This window comes from Acinetobacter haemolyticus CIP 64.3 = MTCC 9819, assembly GCF_000369065.1.
Taxonomy (GTDB): Bacteria; Pseudomonadota; Gammaproteobacteria; order Pseudomonadales; family Moraxellaceae; genus Acinetobacter; species Acinetobacter haemolyticus.
Genome location: NZ_KB849804.1, coordinates 36,211 through 55,269 on the forward strand (window position 1 = coordinate 36,211; position 19,059 = coordinate 55,269).

General features: G+C 37.2%; 16 protein-coding genes and 2 pseudogenes. 11 read left to right on the forward strand and 7 right to left on the reverse strand.

Annotated elements, in window-relative coordinates:
• Window positions 1-25: 25 nt before the first annotated feature.
• Complete coding sequence (locus F927_RS10140; protein ID WP_004640252.1) at window positions 26-889, reverse strand: lytic transglycosylase domain-containing protein; 864 nt, start codon at window positions 887-889, stop codon at window positions 26-28.
• 496 nt (window positions 890-1,385) lie between these two features.
• Between F927_RS10140 and ttcA the strand changes: the two genes are divergently transcribed.
• Together ttcA and F927_RS10150 are read left to right on the forward strand one after the other, a co-directional pair.
• Entirely contained in the window at window positions 1,386-2,291 is a 906-nt protein-coding gene (ttcA, locus tag F927_RS10145; protein WP_004640251.1) for a tRNA 2-thiocytidine(32) synthetase TtcA, read from the forward strand.
• A 196-nt stretch (window positions 2,292-2,487) separates the two neighbouring features.
• Window positions 2,488-2,871, forward strand: coding sequence for an SCP2 sterol-binding domain-containing protein (locus F927_RS10150; RefSeq protein WP_004640249.1), 384 nt, complete (start codon window positions 2,488-2,490; stop codon window positions 2,869-2,871).
• Between the two features lie 47 nt (window positions 2,872-2,918).
• On the opposite strand, the gene F927_RS10155 is transcribed toward F927_RS10150, so the two are convergent.
• Complete coding sequence (locus tag F927_RS10155) at window positions 2,919-4,028, reverse strand: MltF family protein (RefSeq protein WP_005084391.1); 1,110 nt, start codon at window positions 4,026-4,028, stop codon at window positions 2,919-2,921.
• 374 nt (window positions 4,029-4,402) lie between these two features.
• Here F927_RS10155 and F927_RS16865 point away from each other — a divergent pair.
• Together F927_RS16865 and F927_RS10160 are read left to right on the forward strand one after the other, a co-directional pair.
• Window positions 4,403-4,549: pseudogene (locus F927_RS16865) on the forward strand (transcription elongation factor GreB); the annotation flags it as partial.
• 178 nt (window positions 4,550-4,727) lie between these two features.
• Window positions 4,728-5,765 (forward strand): hypothetical protein, encoded by a 1,038-nt coding sequence (locus F927_RS10160; protein ID WP_005084396.1) that lies wholly within the window; start codon window positions 4,728-4,730, stop codon window positions 5,763-5,765.
• Window positions 5,766-5,771: 6 nt separating this feature from the next.
• Here the strand turns inward: F927_RS10160 and F927_RS10165 are convergent, their stop codons facing one another.
• Complete coding sequence (locus F927_RS10165) at window positions 5,772-6,797, reverse strand: IS30-like element ISAba125 family transposase (RefSeq protein WP_080631714.1); 1,026 nt, start codon at window positions 6,795-6,797, stop codon at window positions 5,772-5,774.
• Window positions 6,798-6,981: 184 nt separating this feature from the next.
• Between F927_RS10165 and F927_RS10175 the strand changes: the two genes are divergently transcribed.
• The 7 genes and pseudogenes from F927_RS10175 to F927_RS10210 all read left to right on the forward strand — a co-directional run bounded on the left by F927_RS10175 (window position 6,982) and on the right by F927_RS10210 (window position 15,362).
• Window positions 6,982-8,147 (forward strand): IS3 family transposase gene (locus F927_RS10175; RefSeq protein ID WP_100223926.1). Its coding sequence is split into 2 segments (ribosomal slippage): window positions 6,982-7,240 and window positions 7,240-8,147, totalling 1,167 coding nucleotides; the frame shifts between segments, so codons are not numbered across the junction.
• A gap of 312 nt (window positions 8,148-8,459) precedes the next feature.
• Window positions 8,460-9,404 (forward strand): DNA methyltransferase, encoded by a 945-nt coding sequence (locus F927_RS10180; RefSeq protein WP_005084399.1) that lies wholly within the window; start codon window positions 8,460-8,462, stop codon window positions 9,402-9,404.
• A gap of 82 nt (window positions 9,405-9,486) precedes the next feature.
• Window positions 9,487-9,870: a transposase gene (locus F927_RS10185; protein WP_001055585.1), complete on the forward strand. Its 384-nt coding sequence runs from the start codon at window positions 9,487-9,489 to the stop codon at window positions 9,868-9,870.
• Complete coding sequence (gene tnpB / locus F927_RS10190; protein WP_000618091.1) at window positions 9,867-10,202, forward strand: IS66 family insertion sequence element accessory protein TnpB; 336 nt, start codon at window positions 9,867-9,869, stop codon at window positions 10,200-10,202. Before F927_RS10185 ends, tnpB begins: the two co-directional genes overlap by 4 nt.
• A 74-nt stretch (window positions 10,203-10,276) precedes the next feature.
• Window positions 10,277-11,860: an IS66-like element ISAba25 family transposase gene (locus F927_RS10195; RefSeq protein WP_005080957.1), complete on the forward strand. Its 1,584-nt coding sequence runs from the start codon at window positions 10,277-10,279 to the stop codon at window positions 11,858-11,860.
• Window positions 11,861-11,891: 31 nt separating this feature from the next.
• Window positions 11,892-12,662, forward strand: a pseudogene (locus F927_RS10205) (DNA methyltransferase); the annotation flags it as partial.
• 9 nt (window positions 12,663-12,671) lie between these two features.
• Window positions 12,672-15,362, forward strand: coding sequence for a DEAD/DEAH box helicase (locus F927_RS10210; RefSeq protein WP_005084403.1), 2,691 nt, complete (start codon window positions 12,672-12,674; stop codon window positions 15,360-15,362).
• A gap of 24 nt (window positions 15,363-15,386) precedes the next feature.
• Here F927_RS10210 and F927_RS10215 read toward each other — a convergent pair whose 3' ends face one another.
• The 4 genes from F927_RS10215 to F927_RS10230 all read right to left on the reverse strand — a co-directional run bounded on the left by F927_RS10215 (window position 15,387) and on the right by F927_RS10230 (window position 19,024).
• Window positions 15,387-16,208: a hypothetical protein gene (locus F927_RS10215; protein ID WP_005084406.1), complete on the reverse strand. Its 822-nt coding sequence runs from the start codon at window positions 16,206-16,208 to the stop codon at window positions 15,387-15,389.
• A gap of 34 nt (window positions 16,209-16,242) precedes the next feature.
• A complete protein-coding gene (locus F927_RS10220) occupies window positions 16,243-17,343 on the reverse strand; it encodes an XRE family transcriptional regulator (protein ID WP_005084408.1) in 1,101 nt (366 codons plus the stop codon).
• A 17-nt stretch (window positions 17,344-17,360) separates the two neighbouring features.
• On the reverse strand, window positions 17,361-17,657 hold the full coding sequence (locus tag F927_RS10225) for a hypothetical protein (protein WP_005084411.1): 297 nt from the start codon (window positions 17,655-17,657) through the stop codon (window positions 17,361-17,363).
• Between the two features lie 201 nt (window positions 17,658-17,858).
• Window positions 17,859-19,024, reverse strand: a protein-coding gene (locus tag F927_RS10230; protein WP_100223926.1) for an IS3 family transposase whose coding sequence is annotated in 2 segments (ribosomal slippage) — window positions 17,859-18,766 and window positions 18,766-19,024 — 1,167 coding nt in all. Because the reading frame shifts where the segments join, the coding sequence is not laid out codon by codon here.
• Window positions 19,025-19,059 lie beyond the last annotated feature (35 nt).

A 19,059-nucleotide genomic window follows, 5' to 3' on the forward strand; every position in this document is an offset into this window, starting at 1 on the left:
ATGTATCGTTGTTTTAATGTACAGTTTAATCACTCAATCGTATGTGTGCAGATGCTGAGGCATTTGCAGTCGAATAGGTGCCCGCAGGTGCATCTGTAAATGTTCCGTCTGCCAGTGTAATAATTTGACGGTTATATTGTTTTGGGGCGGGGCTGCTAGTGGATAGATTACTTGGTAAGTCAGCATTTGAATAACTGACGGATTGTGCCATCAATGCATTATTCGTCGTCACACTGCCTAGACCAGAAGCATACAAGTTTTGATAACGGCTGGTTACGCGACGTACATAATCTTGCGTTTCACGAAAAGGTGGAATACCACCATACTTATCGACATTACCTTCGCCCGCATTATAGCCAGCCAGTGCGAGTTCGGTATTGCCATTAAAACGTTTTAATAACCAGCTTAAATAGCGAGCACCAGCAAAAATATTTTGTTGTGGGTCATATGCATCACTAACATTAAATCGTCGAGCGGTTGCAGGCATTAATTGCATTAAGCCTTGGGCACCTACTGGGGAACGCGCGCGGACGTTAAATCCCGACTCAGTATGCATGACTGCTTTAATTAATCCTTCAGATACACCGTGTTGTTGCGCTGCTTGTCTAATCAGATGATCAAAAGCATTTCTATTACGATTATAGCTGGGAAGCACAGAGGCCTCAGTTTTACCCCAATTGCTATAGGTGTGAATATTACTGTCAGGATAATAAGTCGCTTTAACGACTTTCAAATGGCTATATTCTGCTTTCTTCTTGTTGGTGAGTAAGGTTGTACCGTTAGTATCTTTGAATTGATAAATGGTTTGCCCTGCATGAACATGTGCAGAGTTATAAAAAAAACCGATTGTCCCCAAACAGAAGGTCATCAAATACGTTATTTTGTTCATCGTTATAATATTCACAAATAGATGAGCTTTAATTCCTTAGCGCAGTGTAACAAAAAAATGCAAAAAATGGAGTTTTAATACAATTTTTTTTATTTTGCTGTCTAACAAAAAATCAAGTCATTTTGTTCGAATGTTCAGCAAAAAAAAATTTAATTTTTTTTTAAAATTGAAGTATTGACTTGTATAAGCTATTGATTATTAATGCTTAAAATAACTGATTAAAAAATGATCAATTTAATCAAAAGCCTTATTATCTGATCAAAACAGTTTGTCAATAGCTAAGAAATCCACAATTTTATCCACAGTTTTTGTGGAAAACTGTGGAAAAGTTTGAAATATAAGCAATCTAGGCAATTTTTATAATTTTTGATCAGAATTTTACCAGTATGAAATCTGAATATGACGATAGAAAGAAATTGAAAAATTCTTTTGGTGCGGTTTTTTTCGAATTCAGATAAAATCTCGCAGTGTTTTTGTTTATGAGTTAATCACGTCTATGTACGCGCCAGTGGAGTCCAACCAAGGATTTAATTTCAAGCCAGAACTTCCAACCAGTTCGGCCTATTATCGCCTGTTGAAAAAACTGCGTCGCCAAGTGGGGCATGCAATTCGTGATTATAAAATGATCGAGGATGGCGATAAAGTCATGGTGTGTGTGTCTGGTGGTAAAGACAGCTACACCTTACTTGATATTTTGTTGCAGTTTAAACGCATCGCACCGATTAATTTTGACATTGTTGCGGTCAATCTTGACCAAAAACAACCTGGTTTCCCAGAAGATGTTCTTCCACGTTATATGGAAGAAAATAATATTCCATATTACATATTGGAAAAAGACACTTATACCATTACCAAGCGATTGACGCCTGAAGGTAAGACCTATTGTGCAGTCTGTTCTCGTTTACGTCGTGGTTCGCTGTATGGTTTTGCACAAGAGATTGGCGCAACTAAGGTGGCATTAGGTCATCATCGTGATGACATTATGGCAACATTTTTCTTAAATTTATTCCATGGTGGGAGTTTAAAGGCGATGCCGCCTAAGCTTCTTTCATCAGATAAAAAGAATATCTTAATTCGCCCTTTAGCGTATGTTGAAGAAAAAGATATTATTAAATACGCAGAAATGCGTAAGTTCCCAATTATCCCGTGTAATTTGTGTGGTTCTCAAGAAAACCTGCAACGCGCTATAATCAACGATATGTTGCGTGAGTGGGATAAGCAATATCCAAAACGTCTACACAGCATTTTCGGTGCTTTACAGAACGTATCACCGTCACAATTGGCTGACCGCGAATTATTTGATTTTGAAGCTTTAGATGGGCAGCGTGAGTTTGATCTCAAAGATCCTGAAGAGCTGAAAAATCGTCTCGATGTGGTCAATTTAAGTTTTGCAGCTGATTAAAATGTAAAAATTTTTAAAAGGCACTTTGTTAAGTGCCTTTTCTTTATAATTTTTTTAAAATTTGGATCCTACGTACAAAAAATCATAGCCTAAAATAAAATATACGTGCTATAACATGGCACGAGCAAATTGCTTCATGTGATGTTGTCTGGATAGATAACACAAGAAATTGAACAAATACATTTGAGGAATAATCATGGCTGCATTTTTAACTGATGATTGGTTTGCAACAGTCGATAAACTTACTGCTGAAGCAGGTGATTTAAACTTACCACCAGCGCTTGCGAATTTAGCGATTAACTTAGTTGTAACAGATGCAGCTGGTAATACTGAGCTAGCTCTTGATGCTGGTAAGATCCAAAAAGGTTTGTCTTCAAATGCTAAAACAACTTTAAATATGGATGCTGAGACTTTACGTAAAGTATTCTTAGAGTTTGACATGGCTGCTGCAATGCAAGCATTCATGACAGGTAAAATCAAAGTCCAAGGCGATATGTCTCAATTAATGGCATTGCAAACTGCAAAACCAAGCCAAGAGCAAAAAGATTTATTTAAAAGAGTACTTGAGCAAACTGCTTAAGTGATCAGCAAAAAAAAAGCTTACCCATTGGTAAGCTTTTTTTTGCTTTAGACATTGATCAAGTTACTGGTCTTGATATGTTCTAAATAGGTACGAATACGTTTTACGTATTGCACGGCTTGTTTATAACGACCATTTCGAGCTTGGTTACGCTGTAAATAATCATATAAGTTCACCCATTGGTTAGGATCTTTTCCTTGGGCTTGGATACGCTTCTGAATTTGTCCGACTGCTCCAGGTCCCATATTGTACGCTACAAGCGCATACCAATTACGGTCGGGATAAGGGACATGTGCAAACTGATCCAGCATCAAGTCATAATACTTTGCACCACCTTGAATGCTCTGTACTGGATCAGTGCGATTGGTTACACCCATTGCTCTCGCCGTGTTATTGGTGAGCATCATAATCCCACGTACACCTGTTGGTGAAACAGAGGTCGGTTTTAGATAGGATTCCTGATAACCAATGGCAGCCAATAAATGCCAGTCTAGATTGTATTTAGAAGCACTTTGCTTAAAACTTGCCTTATAAATAGGTAAACGCTGATTCAAGTCTTTTTGAATGATAGACCATGACTCTGGCTTAACCACATTACGATTATAAAAGGAAGCAAGTTGTTGGGTCGTACCCAGTTGTTTACTTTGGCACACAAAACCACTGGCAGTAAGTGTTAAAGGATCATCAGCTTGCTTAAATACCCAATTTAATTGGGGGTTTAAACCATTACTACTTAAACTTGCTTGATCACCACAACTTGCTGAGAATGAAACCAATTGTTTCTTTTCAATATCTGCAATTGTTGAAGTGGTCATTGCGAAATTGGCTTTGCCTTGTGCAATCCATTTCAATGCAGTTGCATTGTCTGGGACTGTTTTAAAATCAAGTTTTACATTTAAGCTTTGTGCATAGTTACGCGCTAAATCGTAACCAAAGCCATGTAAGAATTGATCTTCTTTAAATACGATGGTTGGGTTTTCTACGGCAACCACAGTTAAAACATTTTTTGCTACAACAGTATTGTACTGGTGAGATTTTTCTGCGCTTAAGCTATTGAAGGGAATAATTACAACACCTAATGCTAAAGCTTGAAACGGGAGTTTAGAAGATAAAGAGTTAAGGCTAGGCCTAGACCCAGAACTTGAATTACTGTGCATGTTGTCTCCGCTACAGGTAATTTATGCCCTAAAAGTTCAGCAAAACGATGCCTTAACTTTTAAAAGTTGATAAATTCAATAAGGGTGGGCAAGTCATGACGTCATTCAAAATGACATTGGGTTAATCGGGAAAATGATGTAGATGTTACACATCATTCACAAAGTGTATAAAAAACAAACAAAAAACTAACTTAGGGGCGCATAATAAGCGTCCAAAAACAGATTGTCAAATTTTGAGCAAGAAATAAATGATAAATACATCACAAACACATGATTTAAAAAAGAATAAAATTTATACACTTTAGTGATGGTGAAATAAGGAATACAATGCAAAAACTTGTAAACGGATTGTTATCTTCACGTATTTTCTTCTTATGAAATCAAACTTAATTACCCGTACGGGCCATGACTTATTGGTCGCTGAATTAAAGAAACTTTGGCATGATGAACGACCTGAAATCACTAAAAAAGTGAATTGGGCTGCGAGTTTAGGCGATCGCTCTGAGAACGCTGATTATCAAAAATAACCCTATATTTCATACTAAAATATTAATTGTTAATAAAAAACAAAAACTTATAAATAGTATGTATGCTATTTAGTTGTACTATTATACTTCAGTTACAATTCAATAATGGATCTAGAGTTTAACTAGTTGAAAAATAGAATACTTTAAGAAATTATTGATAAAATTTTCCACAATGACTAAACAAAATATCTTAATACACGTTATAGATGATGAATCAAAAACTTATGATTTACTTATAAAGGATTATTGGGCATTAAGTCGGGAAACACATGATTTTGAATATTCATTAAAAAATCTTGTAAAAAAACATGGATTCAATAATATTTCTAACTTAGAAGCTATCATTGCTAAATTTAGTTTTGTTACATCTACTATTGAAAATTCAAATTGTCTTAGTTGTAATCAAAAAATTAAGGCTAGATCACGTATGGAGTTAAAAAAGCTTTTTCAAAATGAATTAAGTTGCCAAAATTGTTTAAGTAAAGATATAAATAACCAAGCTGAAGTAATTATAGAAAAAATTGAATCAGTTATAAAAGATGACTATTCATTTTTATTTATGAAAAATTCATTTAATTTAACTTATTTAGAAAAAATTTATTTGTATCTAATTGCTCTTAAATGCCAAGTAAATCAGTATGGTAAATTGGATAAAGAAATTTGGAAAGATATGTTTATTACTGAAAGAGCTAATAAGAACTTCTTAATTAAGTCATTGTATAAAAAAAGAGTCATTTTTAATAGTAAAAAAACAGATGAAATTATAGGGGTATTTAATGATACAAATAAATTTTTTTATAAAAACTCACATTTAATACGTGCTGAACTAGCCAGTAGATATAAAAAATACAAGTATATTTTTTTTGATGGGAACACCTTTTTAAATTTAGATCTAATTAGTGGAAGTTTTAACCAAATGTTGGAAGAATTAAGTATAGAATTAGACTATTATGAACTGGATTATTTAGATGTTAAAGAAATTAGAGAGTTTGTTATCGAGCAAAAGAAAATTGATGCATATGAGTTAATTTTAAATATACAAAAATATAAACCCATCCCAATTGAAAAATCTATTGAATTGGATCACGTAATTATTGAGTTAGTTGAAAAGTATAATCTCTTAGTTGTAAATAGTATGTTAAGTTATCATGCGGATAAAGTTGCTTCAAATTTGTATAGCTTAGAGCATGGAGAAAGAAAAGATAGATAGGCGAATTCAAACATGAGGTGCGACAGTTTCAAAAGCCTTATGATAATCAACAAGCTGAGCAAATTTCTCTAATGGTGTAAGCCAATCTAACGCTTTTCTAGGACGAGTATTCAGTGACATGGCAACTTGATTTAAATAATGCTGATCTGCCTGATTTAAATCAATCCCTTTAGGTAAATATTGCCTAATTAAACCATTCATATTTTCGCATGTGCCTTTTTGCCAGGGTGAATGTGGGTCACAGAAATATACATCTATGCCTAAATCTTCTTCAAGTATTTTATGTTCTGCCATCTCGCGTCCACGGTCATAGGTCAACGTTTTACGCAGTTCTGCAGGTAAATATTTCAGAGCTTCAGTTAAAGCCTTGCGCACTGATTCTGCCTTTGCATCAGGTAATGTTGCCAAGATACAGAGCCGTGTATTTCGTTCAATAAGTGTTGCTATCGAACTTTTATTGTCTTTACCTTTAATTAAATCAGCTTCCCAATGACCCGGTATTTTTCTTTCTTGAACTTCGGCTGGGCGCTCATGAATAGTTTTAATATCCTGTAATATAGAATCTTTTTTAGGTTCACCGTTAGCTTTTCGCTTTTTATTTTCATGACGTAGACAGGATAATAAGTCTTTTTTCAACTCACCCTTGGGTAATGCTCGTATCGTTGAATAAATCGTTGTATGGCTTACATTCATTGTTTGATCCAAATCAGGAAATGTCTTTAAACGCTTTGCTATTTGCTGAGGAGACCATAAACAACGGATCGCTTCAACAATAAATTTCCAGAGGATTGAAACGATTTTGAGTTTTCTGTGACCACGTCTACGTCTAGCGAAGGTGTTATCAGAAGCATATTGAGCTTGATAAACGTCATTGATGCTATTTCTTTTAAGCTCACGATAGATCGTACTAGGATGTCTTTTAATGAGTTCAGCAAATTTTCTGGCTGAAAAGCCTTCTTTTCTTGACTCAAGCATTAATGCAGTACGATCTTCAAAGTTAAGATGATGGTATGACAATTTTATATACTCCATAAACCCTTTAAATTAATTAGGTGGTTTATGTCGCACTTCAAGTTTTACTCTGCCATATTATTCTGTGAATAAGATGTTTATCGCGAGGATCACATCTTACTTAGAACATTGTAAGTTATGATGTGTGCTTAAAAAACAGGAGGGTTTAACTTGGTAAACTATACATACTCATTAGGAGTTTACCATGAGCAAGAAACAGAAGACTTACACCGCAGAATTTAAAGCTGAAGCCATAAAAGCCATTGAAGAGAACCAAGGTAATGTATCGGAATCCGCTAGACAACTTGGCATTTCAATGCAAACCCTTTCGAACTGGAATAACAAAGCAAAGGCTGGAACTTTAGCAGGCACAAAACAGTATTCGCCCGATCTAAACGCCTTACTCGAAGAAAATAAGAAGCTTAAACAACAGCTCAAAACAGCTGAAATGGAACGTGAATTTTTAAAAAAGGCAGCAGCGTACTTTGCCAAAGAAAGTCAGTGAGGTACGCCTATATGAAATCGCAAAGCCACTTATTTCCGATTATTTTAATGGCTCGATTACTTCGTGTATCCGTTTCTCGCTTTTATGATTGGCTAAAGCGAGGCATGAGTAAAAGATCAATTCAGCGAAATCAGCAGACAATTTTGGTCAAAATAGCCCATGAAGAAACCAAACAAAGCTATGGCTATGTTCGATTAACCAAGCATTTACAAGCGCAAAGTATCAAAATAAGTATGTATGCTGTGCGCCAAATAAAAAAATCAAATCAGTTGTATTGTAAGCGCCATAAGCGTTTCAAAAGAACCACGGACAGTGATCACAACCGTTCTATTTATGACAATTTACTCAAGCAACAGTTTTCAATGACGAAGCCTAATCTTGCGTGGTCGAGTGACATTACCTACATTTGGACGGCTGAGGGCTGGTTGTACTTGGCAGCTGTCAAAGATCTTTACACGAAACAGGTTGTTGGCTATAGCTTAAATGAGCGCATGACAGCCAAGCTTGTTTGTGATGCATTGAATATGGCTATTCGCAATCAGAAACCTGCTAAAGATCTCATTGTACATTCAGACAGAGGCAGCCAATATTGCAGTAATGAATATCGAAACTTACTTGAGAAATTTGATTTTCAGGGTTCAATGAGCAAAAAAGGCGACTGCTTCGATAATGCACCGATAGAGAGTTTCTGGGGCATACTCAAAAATGAACTAGTCCATCATCGCAACTACAAAACAAGGGAAGAAGCCAAAGCGGATATTACAAAATATATAGAGTTATTTTATAATCAGCGAAGAATTCAAAAAGGCTTGGATTTTAAGACACCAAATCAAATGGCAGAAGACTTTTATCGGTTAGCTGCCTAGAATCTCCCAAGTGAAAGTCTCCTGCTAATTCAGCACACATCAGTTAAATAATAAAGTTCCATCTCATACACGAAATATTGGATTTAATTGGAGTTATACTTGCTTAGAGTACTTTGTTTGTAAAAGTATAATAAATGATGGACTCTCTTGGACTACTTTTAGTGGTGATGAGTTAATACATAAGTGGTTAAATAGTGATAAAGTAACGATAAAACCTGATTTTTAATTTTTAGCAGTAAAAAATCTAATCAACATTTAAAGGCTAGTTTTTGATAAAATAAAGTCAATTTTTATCTTATATTCAGTATTGTTATGCCACTATTAGATTGGGTGAACCGAAACCAAGCTGAAGAAACAGCAACAAGTGTTCCGTACCATTTACTAAAATTCGAACAAGCCTATGGTGATGAAGAGCAAGCGAAAGAGAATCTCATCATTCAAGGTGATAACCTTCAAGCTCTGAAGGCATTATTGCCATTATATGGTGGACAAGTAAAATGTATCTTTATTGATCCACCTTACAATACAGAACAGGCTTTTGAACATTACGACGATAATCTAGAGCATGCTCAGTGGTTGTCAATGATGTATCCACGCATAGTTTTGCTAAGAGAATTATTAGAAAACAAAGGCATTTTTTGCGTTATTTTAAGTGATCACCAAGTGCATTACATGAAAGTTTTATGTGATGAAATTTTTGGAAGAAATAATTTTATTAATGAAGTTAGTTTGAAAATGAAACAAACTGCTGGAGCTTCAGGTGGTGGAGAAGATAAGCGACTTAAGAAAAATATCGAGTATTTACTAATATACTCAAAAGATAAAAACTTTTTTAGTAAGTTTAATGAAATCCTGGAAGAGGAAAATTTATTCGATTTTATCGAAGAAATGAAGGAATCAGGAAAAAGTTGGAAATACACCAGGGTTCTGGAAAGTACAGGTGAAAAATCATTCTATAAGACTATATATGATGGTAAAGGAGATGAAATAAAAGTTTTTCAACACGTTAATGCAATCTTTACTCCTATTAGTGTAATAGCTGTAAGAGAAGGTATTTCTGAACAGCAAGTATACATTAAGTATTTTGAGAAAGTTTTTCGAGATACAAATGCGCAGAGTTCAATTAGAACAAGGGTTATGGAGTCTTTAGAAGTAGAACAAGATCTAGTTAGTATTGAGTATGTACCTAAATCTGGTAGATCTAAAGGGAATATGACGACTGTTTATTACAAAGGTAGAAATTGTGACCAAATGTAAGCATCCGGCTAACACAGCCTTACCAAGCGATCCTATAAGCCTTAATTTAGTTCCCACCTAAAAACAAGTGGGGACTTAATCCATGAACATGGATATATATTCAGCAACACCTCCTGTTGCTAAAAAACGCCGAAAATACAGCAAAGAATTCAAACTCAGTATTGTCAATGCCTGCAAAAATCCTAATACCTCGATCGCTTCGGTCGCACTGCAACATAGTATTAATGCCAACCTTGTCAGTCGTTGGATCAGGATCTTCAGCCATCATGAGGGTGCCGTGCAGGATCCTACTCATGTGAATCCAGCATTTATTGCTTTGCCTTACACTGCTGCAATCAGCCAACCTATTGATGAGAGGATCACGTTGTGTATCACCGTGCCTCATACGAATAATGATATTCAGCTAAAATGGCAGACATCAGAAATACCTGCCTTGGCAGAATTACTCAAGGCACTTGCAACATGATCCGCATTGATGAAATCTGGTTGTCTACTCAGCCCATGGACATGCGTGCAGGTATGGATACGACCATGGCTCAGGTGGTGAGAGCCTTTGGCTACATCAAACCGCATTGTGCTTACCTGTTCTGTAATAAACGTGGCCATCGCATGAAAGTGCTGGTACATGATGGATTGGGCATCTGGCTGTGTGCCCGGCGGCTGGAACAGGGCAAATTTCACTGGGCTCAAGTTCACCAAGGTGAAACCGTGGCCCTCAGCCCGGAACAGTTACAGGCACTGATCCAAGGTTTGCCCTGGCAGCGCATTGGACGACAGCAGGTGGTGACGATGCTTTAAACCAGGCTCGACCATTCTGCTATTCTCCAAACGTTCTATTTCATTCTTCTCATGACCTCAGGCATACTGCGGTCATGAATACGCTGCCTGACTTAAGCCAACTGACCCATGAACAACTGCTGGAATTCACCAGGCAGTTGGCGCTGCAGCATCAGTCTCTAGCACAATCAAACCAACAATTGGATGCCAAAGTTCAACATCTTTCTATTCTCAATCAAAAATACGAGCATGAACTGGCGCTGTTTAAAAAGCACAAATTCGCCCAAAAGAATGAACACTTAACGGCAAAACAAATCCATCTGTGGGATGAAGCGGTTGAAGAAGATATTGCCGCGGTTGATCTAGAACTGGAACGGCTAAATGCAGATAAAACCAATGCAGCGACACAGAAAGCCAAAACCAATAAACCTAAACGTCGACCACTGCCAGATCATCTACACACCATCCGTATTGAGCATGAACCTGCATCAACCCAATGTGCTTGTGGCTGCCAACTCCGTCGTATCGGCGAAGATGTCAGTGAAAAACTGCATTTCAGACCGGCACAGTTCTATAAGGAACAGCATGTGCGTGGTAAATGGGTCTGTGATCAGTGTGACACTCTAACTCAGCAAGCGATGCCCGCCTATGTGATTGATAAAGGCATTGCTTCACCTGAATTGCTCAGCCATGTGCTGGTATCGAAGTATGCCGATCATTTGCCGCTGTACCGTCAGCGCCTGATCTATCAGCGGGCTGGCATTGATCTGTCCAGATCCACTTTATCTGACTGGATAGGTCGCTGCGGTGTAGAACTGGAACCTCTGGCCAATGCCTTAAAAGAGGTGGTGCTGCAACAGCGGGTGCTGCATGCAGATGAAACACCGGTCACCATCATGCGGATGGGTGAGAATAATAAAAAACCGAAGAAAGGTTATGTCTGGGCCTATGCCACCACACAGTATAATCCAGTTCAGGCGGTGATCTATGACTTTCAGGATAGTCGTTCAGGCCAGCATGCTGAAGAGTTCTTGAAAGGCTGGCAGGGCTATCTAGTCTGTGATGATTACAGTGGTTATAAAGCACGTTTTAAATCAGGCCAGGTGATTGAGGTGGGGTGCATGGCCCATGCACGTCGTAAATTCCATGAACTGCATGTAACTGGGAAAAGTCAGGTTGCTGAACAGGCCTTAGTGCTGATTCAGAAACTGTATGCGATAGAAGCAGAACTCAGGAAAAAGACCGATGGTACAGCGGAAGACCGCCGCGAATACCGACAACAGCATAGTCAACCAGTGATGCAACAACTATATGAATGGCTCAACCAACATCATCTGACAGTGCCATCGAGTTCTCCCACCGCCAAGGCTATCAATTACACTCTGAAGCGTTGGCCAGCCTTAAGCCGCTATCTGGATGATGGCAATCTACCGATATGCAACAATTGGGTAGAGAATCAGATGCGTCCCTGGGCGTTGGGACGCAAGAACTGGCTGTTTGCAGGTTCGCTGCGCAGTGGTCAGCGAGCGGCAAACATCATGACTTTAATCCAGTCAGCAAAGCTGAATGGCTTGGATCCGTATGCCTATTTAAGTGATGTGCTGAAAAGGTTACCGACACACAAAGTGACCCAAATTGAAGAATTGCTGCCGCACTGCTGGAAACCTAAATCGAATTAAAAAATAGGTATGGGATTCAGCGGACGCTTACGACCAAATAGCATGGTTAAGTGATATAGCCTATAAAAAAGGTAATAGATTAGTCAAACTATCTAAACTTGGAACGTATTGGGACGGTTTTCCTCTTAATAATTTAACAAAAGAGGGAGGGGTAAGATTTCCGAATGGCAAAAAACCAGAAGCGTTGATACAGCGAGTCTTAGAGCTCTGTACACAGCAAAATGATCTAGTTTTAGATAGCTTTTTGGGCTCAGGAACAACTACTGCTGTTGCTCACAAAATGGGGCGCCGATATATAGGTATTGAAATGGGATCACAAGCAAATACACATGTAATCCCACGTCTTAGAAATGTTATTGGCGGTGAAGAAGGAGGTATTTCTAAATCTGTAAATTGGAAAGGTGGTGGCGGTTTTAGCTTCTTTAGCTTAGGTAGTCCCGTATTTGATGATCAAGGATTTTTAAATGCCGATGTGAAATTTAAAGACCTTGCAAGCTATGTTTGGTGGCTTGAAACAAAAACAGCTCTAAATCAAACGGAGAGCTTTGATAATCCATATTTAGGCACACATGATGGGGTTGCTTACTATCTTCTCTATAACGGCATTTTAGGTGATAGACGTCCGAATGGCGGTAATGTATTAACCCTATCTGTTTTAAATTACTTAAATGAATGTCATGCACATGAAGGTAAACGAGTCGTTATAGGCGAAGCATCACGACTTGGGGATGCCCGACTTGAAGCTCTAGACATTGAGTTTAAACAAATTCCATACTCGCTTTATGGCAACCAAACTCAGTAAGGATTGCGTATGTCACTTAAATTAAAACAGTATCAAATAGATTCTTTAAAAGCATTAGAGCAATTCTTTACTTTGGCAGCATCATTAGGGGCAGAGAAGGCATTTAAACGCTGTGTAGGCGTAAATATTGCTTATAACGACCGATTAGAGGGAATACCAAGTGTATGCCTGCGTGTACCTACAGGCGGTGGTAAAACACTGCTTGCAGCACATAGTATTCCTAAAGTGGCACAGAGTTATGTGAATACTGAGAGCCCTATTGTATTGTGGCTTGTACCAACAGATATGATTCGACAGCAAACTCTTGCTGCACTTGCTAATGTAAATCACCCCTATAGACAAGCCTTACAAAGCTATTATGGCGATCGCATCAAAATATGTGACATTGAAGGGCTTCAATCGCTCAACAAGCATGATGTTGGACGGTCATGTATTGTCATTGTGACCACTATTCAGATCTTTAATATTGATAAAGAAAAGACCTATCAGCGCAATGCCTATGCTTTTGATGAATCCTTGAGTGAACACTTTACTCAATTGACTCCACACCAAGCCGAAAGTATGGATAAAGTAACGGCTGATACTTTGCAGTATCAACCATTCCTAACTGAAAAAGATATTGGTCGAGTGAAGCATTCGTTGGTCAATTTCTTTAACTTGCATAGACCAATTATTGTTGTGGATGAAGCGCATAAAAACCGTGGTGGAAAAACATTCTTTCCAACCTTGAAGCGTCTCAACCCAAGTTGCTTGGTAGAGCTGACAGCAACACCAAAAGACAATAATGTTCTTTACTCGGTTTCTGCTGCACAGTTAAAAGTTGATCACATGATTAAGCTGCCAGTCGTACTGACTGAACATCCAAATAGTTGGCAAGATTGTATTAGTGATGCGCTGATTCAACGACAAAACTTAGAAGTGCTTGCACAAAGTGAAAAAGAATATATTCGCCCAATATTATTGATTCAAGCCCAAGATAAAAATGGTGAAGCGAATGTAGAAGCTGTTAAACAGCATTTGTTAAGCGAATATGAAAATATAACTGAAGACTGGATTGCGATCTCTACAGGACAAACCAAAGAGCTTGAAGATGAAAATCTCTTTAGTCCTCAAAGTAAAGTCAAAATAGTGATTACAGTCGAAGCACTGAAAGAAGGTTGGGATTGCTCATTTGCCTATGTACTTGCGAGTTTGCAAAATATCAACTCTGCAACTGATGTAGAGCAGTTGTTAGGACGTGTATTACGTATGCCTTATGCGAAACTACGTAAGAATGACGAACTCAATAAAGCATATGCACACGTTGTATCAAGTTCAATCGCTCAAGCCACTATGCTTCTTAAAGACCGTATGGTGCAGAATATGGGCTTCGATAAGTGGGAAGCTGAAGCCTCGATTGTGGCAAATCCACAACCTGAGTTAGATCTAGGTACTACATGTCAAGCGACTACTCAACCAAAGACTCCTGAAGTCATGGTCTCTATTCCATTTGTGGTTACACCTGAACTTATTCCAACTAATTTGCAACCAGCGATTCAAACGAGAGAAAATAGCCAAGGTACGTCCTTGATTATTCATAAAGGGACGACTGACGAAGAGTTTGATCAAATTGAACAAGCTGTAATTGAAAAAGCAACACCAAAACAAAAGACTCAAATACAAGAAGTATTCAAAGAAGCTCGTGCTGAGCGACAAGCACATCAAGCACCTGAAAATTGGAATGCAACATTTGTGCTTATTCCGCAGCTAGGTTTATTCGTTGATGGTGAATGGCAAGTTGCAGACAAAGAAACAATAGAAGATTCGGTTGAATGGAATCTATTAGATTATCCAGTTCAATTGGAAGGTTTTAACATACGTGAAACTGTGAATAGCTTTGCGATTGATCTAAATCTTGAAAAAGAGCAGTTGAGTTATGAATTACTCAATAGCCAACAGATCCAATTTAACGATATGCCAACACCAATCACCGAAAATGATTTGTTGAATTGGTTAGATCGAAAAACAAGAAGAGCAGGATTAACGCAAATCCAGCTCAGAGCGTATTTAACCAAGCTGATTAGTCACTTGTTGAATGAGCGTAGATTTACACTGACGCAACTACATCGTGCTCAATTCCAATTGTCACTAGCTGTTTCTCGTGAGCTTGATCGACTCTTTGAATTTGCTCGTAAACAAGCATTCCAAAGTGATTTGTTTGCGGAGTTGAAGGTAGCAGAAGAATCAAAACTAGAAAATAGTTTTGAGTTTAAGCGTGGAATCTACCCAGTCAGAAAGCCTTATCGTGGTAGCTATAAGTTTAAAAAGCATTTCTATGCTCAGATTGATGATTTAAAAGAAAAGACAGAATCAGGAAAGATTTCTGAAGAGTTTAAATGTGCTCAGCTCTTGGACATGCATCCTAAAGTAAAATATTGGATACGTAATATTCCTAAGCAACCACATACTTCATTCTGGTTACCAACTGAGAAAGATTACTTTTATCCTGATTTTATTGCAGAGCTAGTCGATGGTTCAATTTTTGTTTTGGAGTATAAGGGCGGACATTTAGATACAGCTGATGATGCTCGAATCAAGAATGCTATTGGTAAGCAATGGGCTAAAGATAGTCATGGAAAACGACTCTTCTTAATGGCTAAAAATCAGGATGAAGTTGGACGTAGTTTGGAAGAGCAGATAAATCAAGCTTTAACCAATTAATTTATTGGTTATTAGAAAAGCACCTTAAGGTGCTTTTCTTAATTCGTCGAGCTTAAAATTTAAATATGATTTAGCACAATTAATAAACATCTCTTTTGCTTCATTAATTTCCATTTTAGGTCCAGTATTTGGCATTAACGAATCTTTTTTAAATCCGTGACGAGCATCAATTCCTACCATGCTGAAATCATTAGCTGGATTGGTAAATCTAGTTTTGTCAGCTTTGCTATAAGGTATTTTCCAACCTGTATCATGATGAGCTTCAATAGTCATAAATGTTTCCATTATTTTATATAGACTCATCCACGTTAATGGTTCGGAAAAATATTTCAAAATCAAATAAACTCCAATATGTGTTTGTGCTATGTAAAAGGAACTAGCAAATACATTAGCCTTAGCACTTTCTTTATAATCTCTTCTCTCTGTAAAAGTTAAATTACTATTTAGATTACTTCCTAATCTTTGGTAGAAACCTAACAAAATTTTAATATTGTGATTCATTTGATATGTTGGATATTCAAGAGGCTGTCCTTCTATTTTCATTTTTTCCAACCGAACAAATCTCTGTTCATTTTCACCAAAAAAAATCGTTACCAGCCCTCTCAAAAGACTTATAAGTTCTAATCCAATTGCCCAAGCTTCATCATGGTTTGTGATGCTATTACAATGAAATGTATTGAATCTATGATCATCAGAATGACAATCATGGTAAGATGGTTCTGTATAAATGTTTAAATCTTTTAAAGCTATTCCACCAACGTTATATGAACTAAAAAGTTGTAATTCAGGTAAATAATATTCGTATTTATTTCTGATCGGGTAGGAAGTAAAAGATAAATTAGTCATAGTTTCTATTTTTCCAAAGTTGAAGAAAGCACCTTTAGGTGCTTTCTTCAACGATTTTTAATGTACTAGGTTTTCTAGGAATACTCATGCCAACTAAGTTTTCTAAAAAATCGACATTTATATTCAAAGAGTTTGCAACATCTTCAGCAAAAATTCTCTTTTTGGAGAGTGCAGAGAAACAAACTTTTAGTAATTCAGGTTTTTCACTTGGAATTAAATGATCTTCTTTTTCAGTAAGACCTTCACCTGTTTTTTTCAAGTAGATAACACCACTAGTATATTGTTCGGGAGTTAATAAACCTAATTGTCTAGCACGATACAAAATTGCAGCTTTACTAACTTTCCAAGTTTGCTTAAATTCACTTAATTTAGACCAGTTATAACGTCCATTTTTATGCCAAGTGTGGAAGTGCGTACGCATCATCACCTGTGGAATTAATAAAGCAGATGCAAAATGGTTAGCTTGTGACTCTGTTAGTCTATCACCGGTAACAAGTCCATCATGAAGTACAAGATGGCCAAGTTCATGAGCTAAGTCAAAACGTTGACGACATACACTTTCTTTTGCTTCATTGCGTACAAAAATCGGGCGTTTTGTGGCAAGGGATAAAGCATCCACTTCTTTTGATATACTAGAGAAAGTGGTCACAATAATTCCATGTGTTTCACAGAGTCGCACCATGCTACTAATAGGGCCTAAACCTAATCCCCATTTTTCACGACATTGCTCAGCTATAGATTCAATTGCTGGATTTTGATCAATTGGTTCGTCATATAAAGTATGAATATCATATTTAGGTAATCTGAGTTTTGAATCCAAATATTCAATTAATCGTTTTATGTATTCACCTCTTGCGATAACAATCTGCTTAAACGAAACTTTAGCGGTACGATTACTTCTAAAATGAATCTGATCTTCCTGTAAAACAGGTTTTAGCTGCATAAAAAAAGTCTGTGGCACATTAAAAAAGTGCGCCACTTTATCAATAAATTGATCATTGGGTATAGTTTGCCCAGTTTCAACTTTATGAAGATATTGACGTGTTAAATTTAGCTGGATACCTAAATCTTCTAGTGATAATTCATTGAATTGCCTTAAAAGTTTTAGTTCCAAGCCATTAAACTGTGTTGTCATGTTTAGTCATCGTACAATTAGTTATTTACAGCTATGGAATCTTCATCATCTTTATCTTCGATATCAAGATCTTCGACCAATGGGGAGCCTAACTCGACAGATGCGGGGGTTTCTGGCTCAACCAAATGAATATGGTTGATATCAGTAATACTATTTGAATCCCAATATGCAACAACATCATTTGCTAAGTTATAGCCAGCAAATACAACAAGTGGTTCATCATCAAGAGTTTTAGGTTCATTTAGAATGAATCGCCAAAAATGTGGTTGGTGATCATCTAAAGGAAATAGGCTAAAACTTTGTATTTGTTGCATGAGGAATTTTTTCTTTTTAGGTTTTTCAAAATCATCTTTTAAAAAACGTATAGAGGCATTACCTATTTGAAAAATAAACTTTAATGAACCATTAGTTAAGTGAACATCTACCGGACATTGTTTTCTAACAATTAAATTTAAAAAGCGATTACGAGTTCTTGATGTGTGCTGAATTAGCAGGAGACTTTCACTTGGGAGATTCTAGGCAGCTAACCGATAAAAGTCTTCTGCCATTTGATTTGGTGTCTTAAAATCCAAGCCTTTTTGAATTCTTCGCTGATTATAAAATAACTCTATATATTTTGTAATATCCGCTTTGGCTTCTTCCCTTGTTTTGTAGTTGCGATGATGGACTAGTTCATTTTTGAGTATGCCCCAGAAACTCTCTATCGGTGCATTATCGAAGCAGTCGCCTTTTTTGCTCATTGAACCCTGAAAATCAAATTTCTCAAGTAAGTTTCGATATTCATTACTGCAATATTGGCTGCCTCTGTCTGAATGTACAATGAGATCTTTAGCAGGTTTCTGATTGCGAATAGCCATATTCAATGCATCACAAACAAGCTTGGCTGTCATGCGCTCATTTAAGCTATAGCCAACAACCTGTTTCGTGTAAAGATCTTTGACAGCTGCCAAGTACAACCAGCCCTCAGCCGTCCAAATGTAGGTAATGTCACTCGACCACGCAAGATTAGGCTTCGTCATTGAAAACTGTTGCTTGAGTAAATTGTCATAAATAGAACGGTTGTGATCACTGTCCGTGGTTCTTTTGAAACGCTTATGGCGCTTACAATACAACTGATTTGATTTTTTTATTTGGCGCACAGCATACATACTTATTTTGATACTTTGCGCTTGTAAATGCTTGGTTAATCGAACATAGCCATAGCTTTGTTTGGTTTCTTCATGGGCTATTTTGACCAAAATTGTCTGCTGATTTCGCTGAATTGATCTTTTACTCATGCCTCGCTTTAGCCAATCATAAAAGCGAGAAACGGATACACGAAGTAATCGAGCCATTAAAATAATCGGAAATAAGTGGCTTTGCGATTTCATATAGGCGTACCTCACTGACTTTCTTTGGCAAAGTACGCTGCTGCCTTTTTTAAAAATTCACGTTCCATTTCAGCTGTTTTGAGCTGTTGTTTAAGCTTCTTATTTTCTTCGAGTAAGGCGTTTAGATCGGGCGAATACTGTTTTGTGCCTGCTAAAGTTCCAGCCTTTGCTTTGTTATTCCAGTTCGAAAGGGTTTGCATTGAAATGCCAAGTTGTCTAGCGGATTCCGATACATTACCTTGGTTCTCTTCAATGGCTTTTATGGCTTCAGCTTTAAATTCTGCGGTGTAAGTCTTCTGTTTCTTGCTCATGGTAAACTCCTAATGAGTATGTATAGTTTACCAAG

Excerpts from the sequence above, each read along its gene's own strand:
- F927_RS10140 (WP_004640252.1), bottom strand. The coding sequence starts at position 889 with ATGAACAAAATAACGTATTTGATGACCTTCTGTTTGGGGACAATCGGT.
- ttcA (WP_004640251.1), top strand. The coding sequence starts at position 1,386 with ATGTACGCGCCAGTGGAGTCCAACCAAGGATTTAATTTCAAGCCAGAA.
- F927_RS10150 (WP_004640249.1), top strand. The coding sequence starts at position 2,488 with ATGGCTGCATTTTTAACTGATGATTGGTTTGCAACAGTCGATAAACTT.
- F927_RS10155 (WP_005084391.1), bottom strand. The coding sequence starts at position 4,028 with ATGCACAGTAATTCAAGTTCTGGGTCTAGGCCTAGCCTTAACTCTTTA.
- F927_RS10160 (WP_005084396.1), top strand. The coding sequence starts at position 4,728 with ATGACTAAACAAAATATCTTAATACACGTTATAGATGATGAATCAAAA.
- F927_RS10165 (WP_080631714.1), bottom strand. The coding sequence starts at position 6,797 with ATGGAGTATATAAAATTGTCATACCATCATCTTAACTTTGAAGATCGT.
- F927_RS10180 (WP_005084399.1), top strand. The coding sequence starts at position 8,460 with ATGCCACTATTAGATTGGGTGAACCGAAACCAAGCTGAAGAAACAGCA.
- F927_RS10185 (WP_001055585.1), top strand. The coding sequence starts at position 9,487 with ATGAACATGGATATATATTCAGCAACACCTCCTGTTGCTAAAAAACGC.
- tnpB (WP_000618091.1), top strand. The coding sequence starts at position 9,867 with ATGATCCGCATTGATGAAATCTGGTTGTCTACTCAGCCCATGGACATG.
- F927_RS10195 (WP_005080957.1), top strand. The coding sequence starts at position 10,277 with ATGAATACGCTGCCTGACTTAAGCCAACTGACCCATGAACAACTGCTG.
- F927_RS10210 (WP_005084403.1), top strand. The coding sequence starts at position 12,672 with ATGTCACTTAAATTAAAACAGTATCAAATAGATTCTTTAAAAGCATTA.
- F927_RS10215 (WP_005084406.1), bottom strand. The coding sequence starts at position 16,208 with ATGACTAATTTATCTTTTACTTCCTACCCGATCAGAAATAAATACGAA.
- F927_RS10220 (WP_005084408.1), bottom strand. The coding sequence starts at position 17,343 with ATGACAACACAGTTTAATGGCTTGGAACTAAAACTTTTAAGGCAATTC.
- F927_RS10225 (WP_005084411.1), bottom strand. The coding sequence starts at position 17,657 with ATGCAACAAATACAAAGTTTTAGCCTATTTCCTTTAGATGATCACCAA.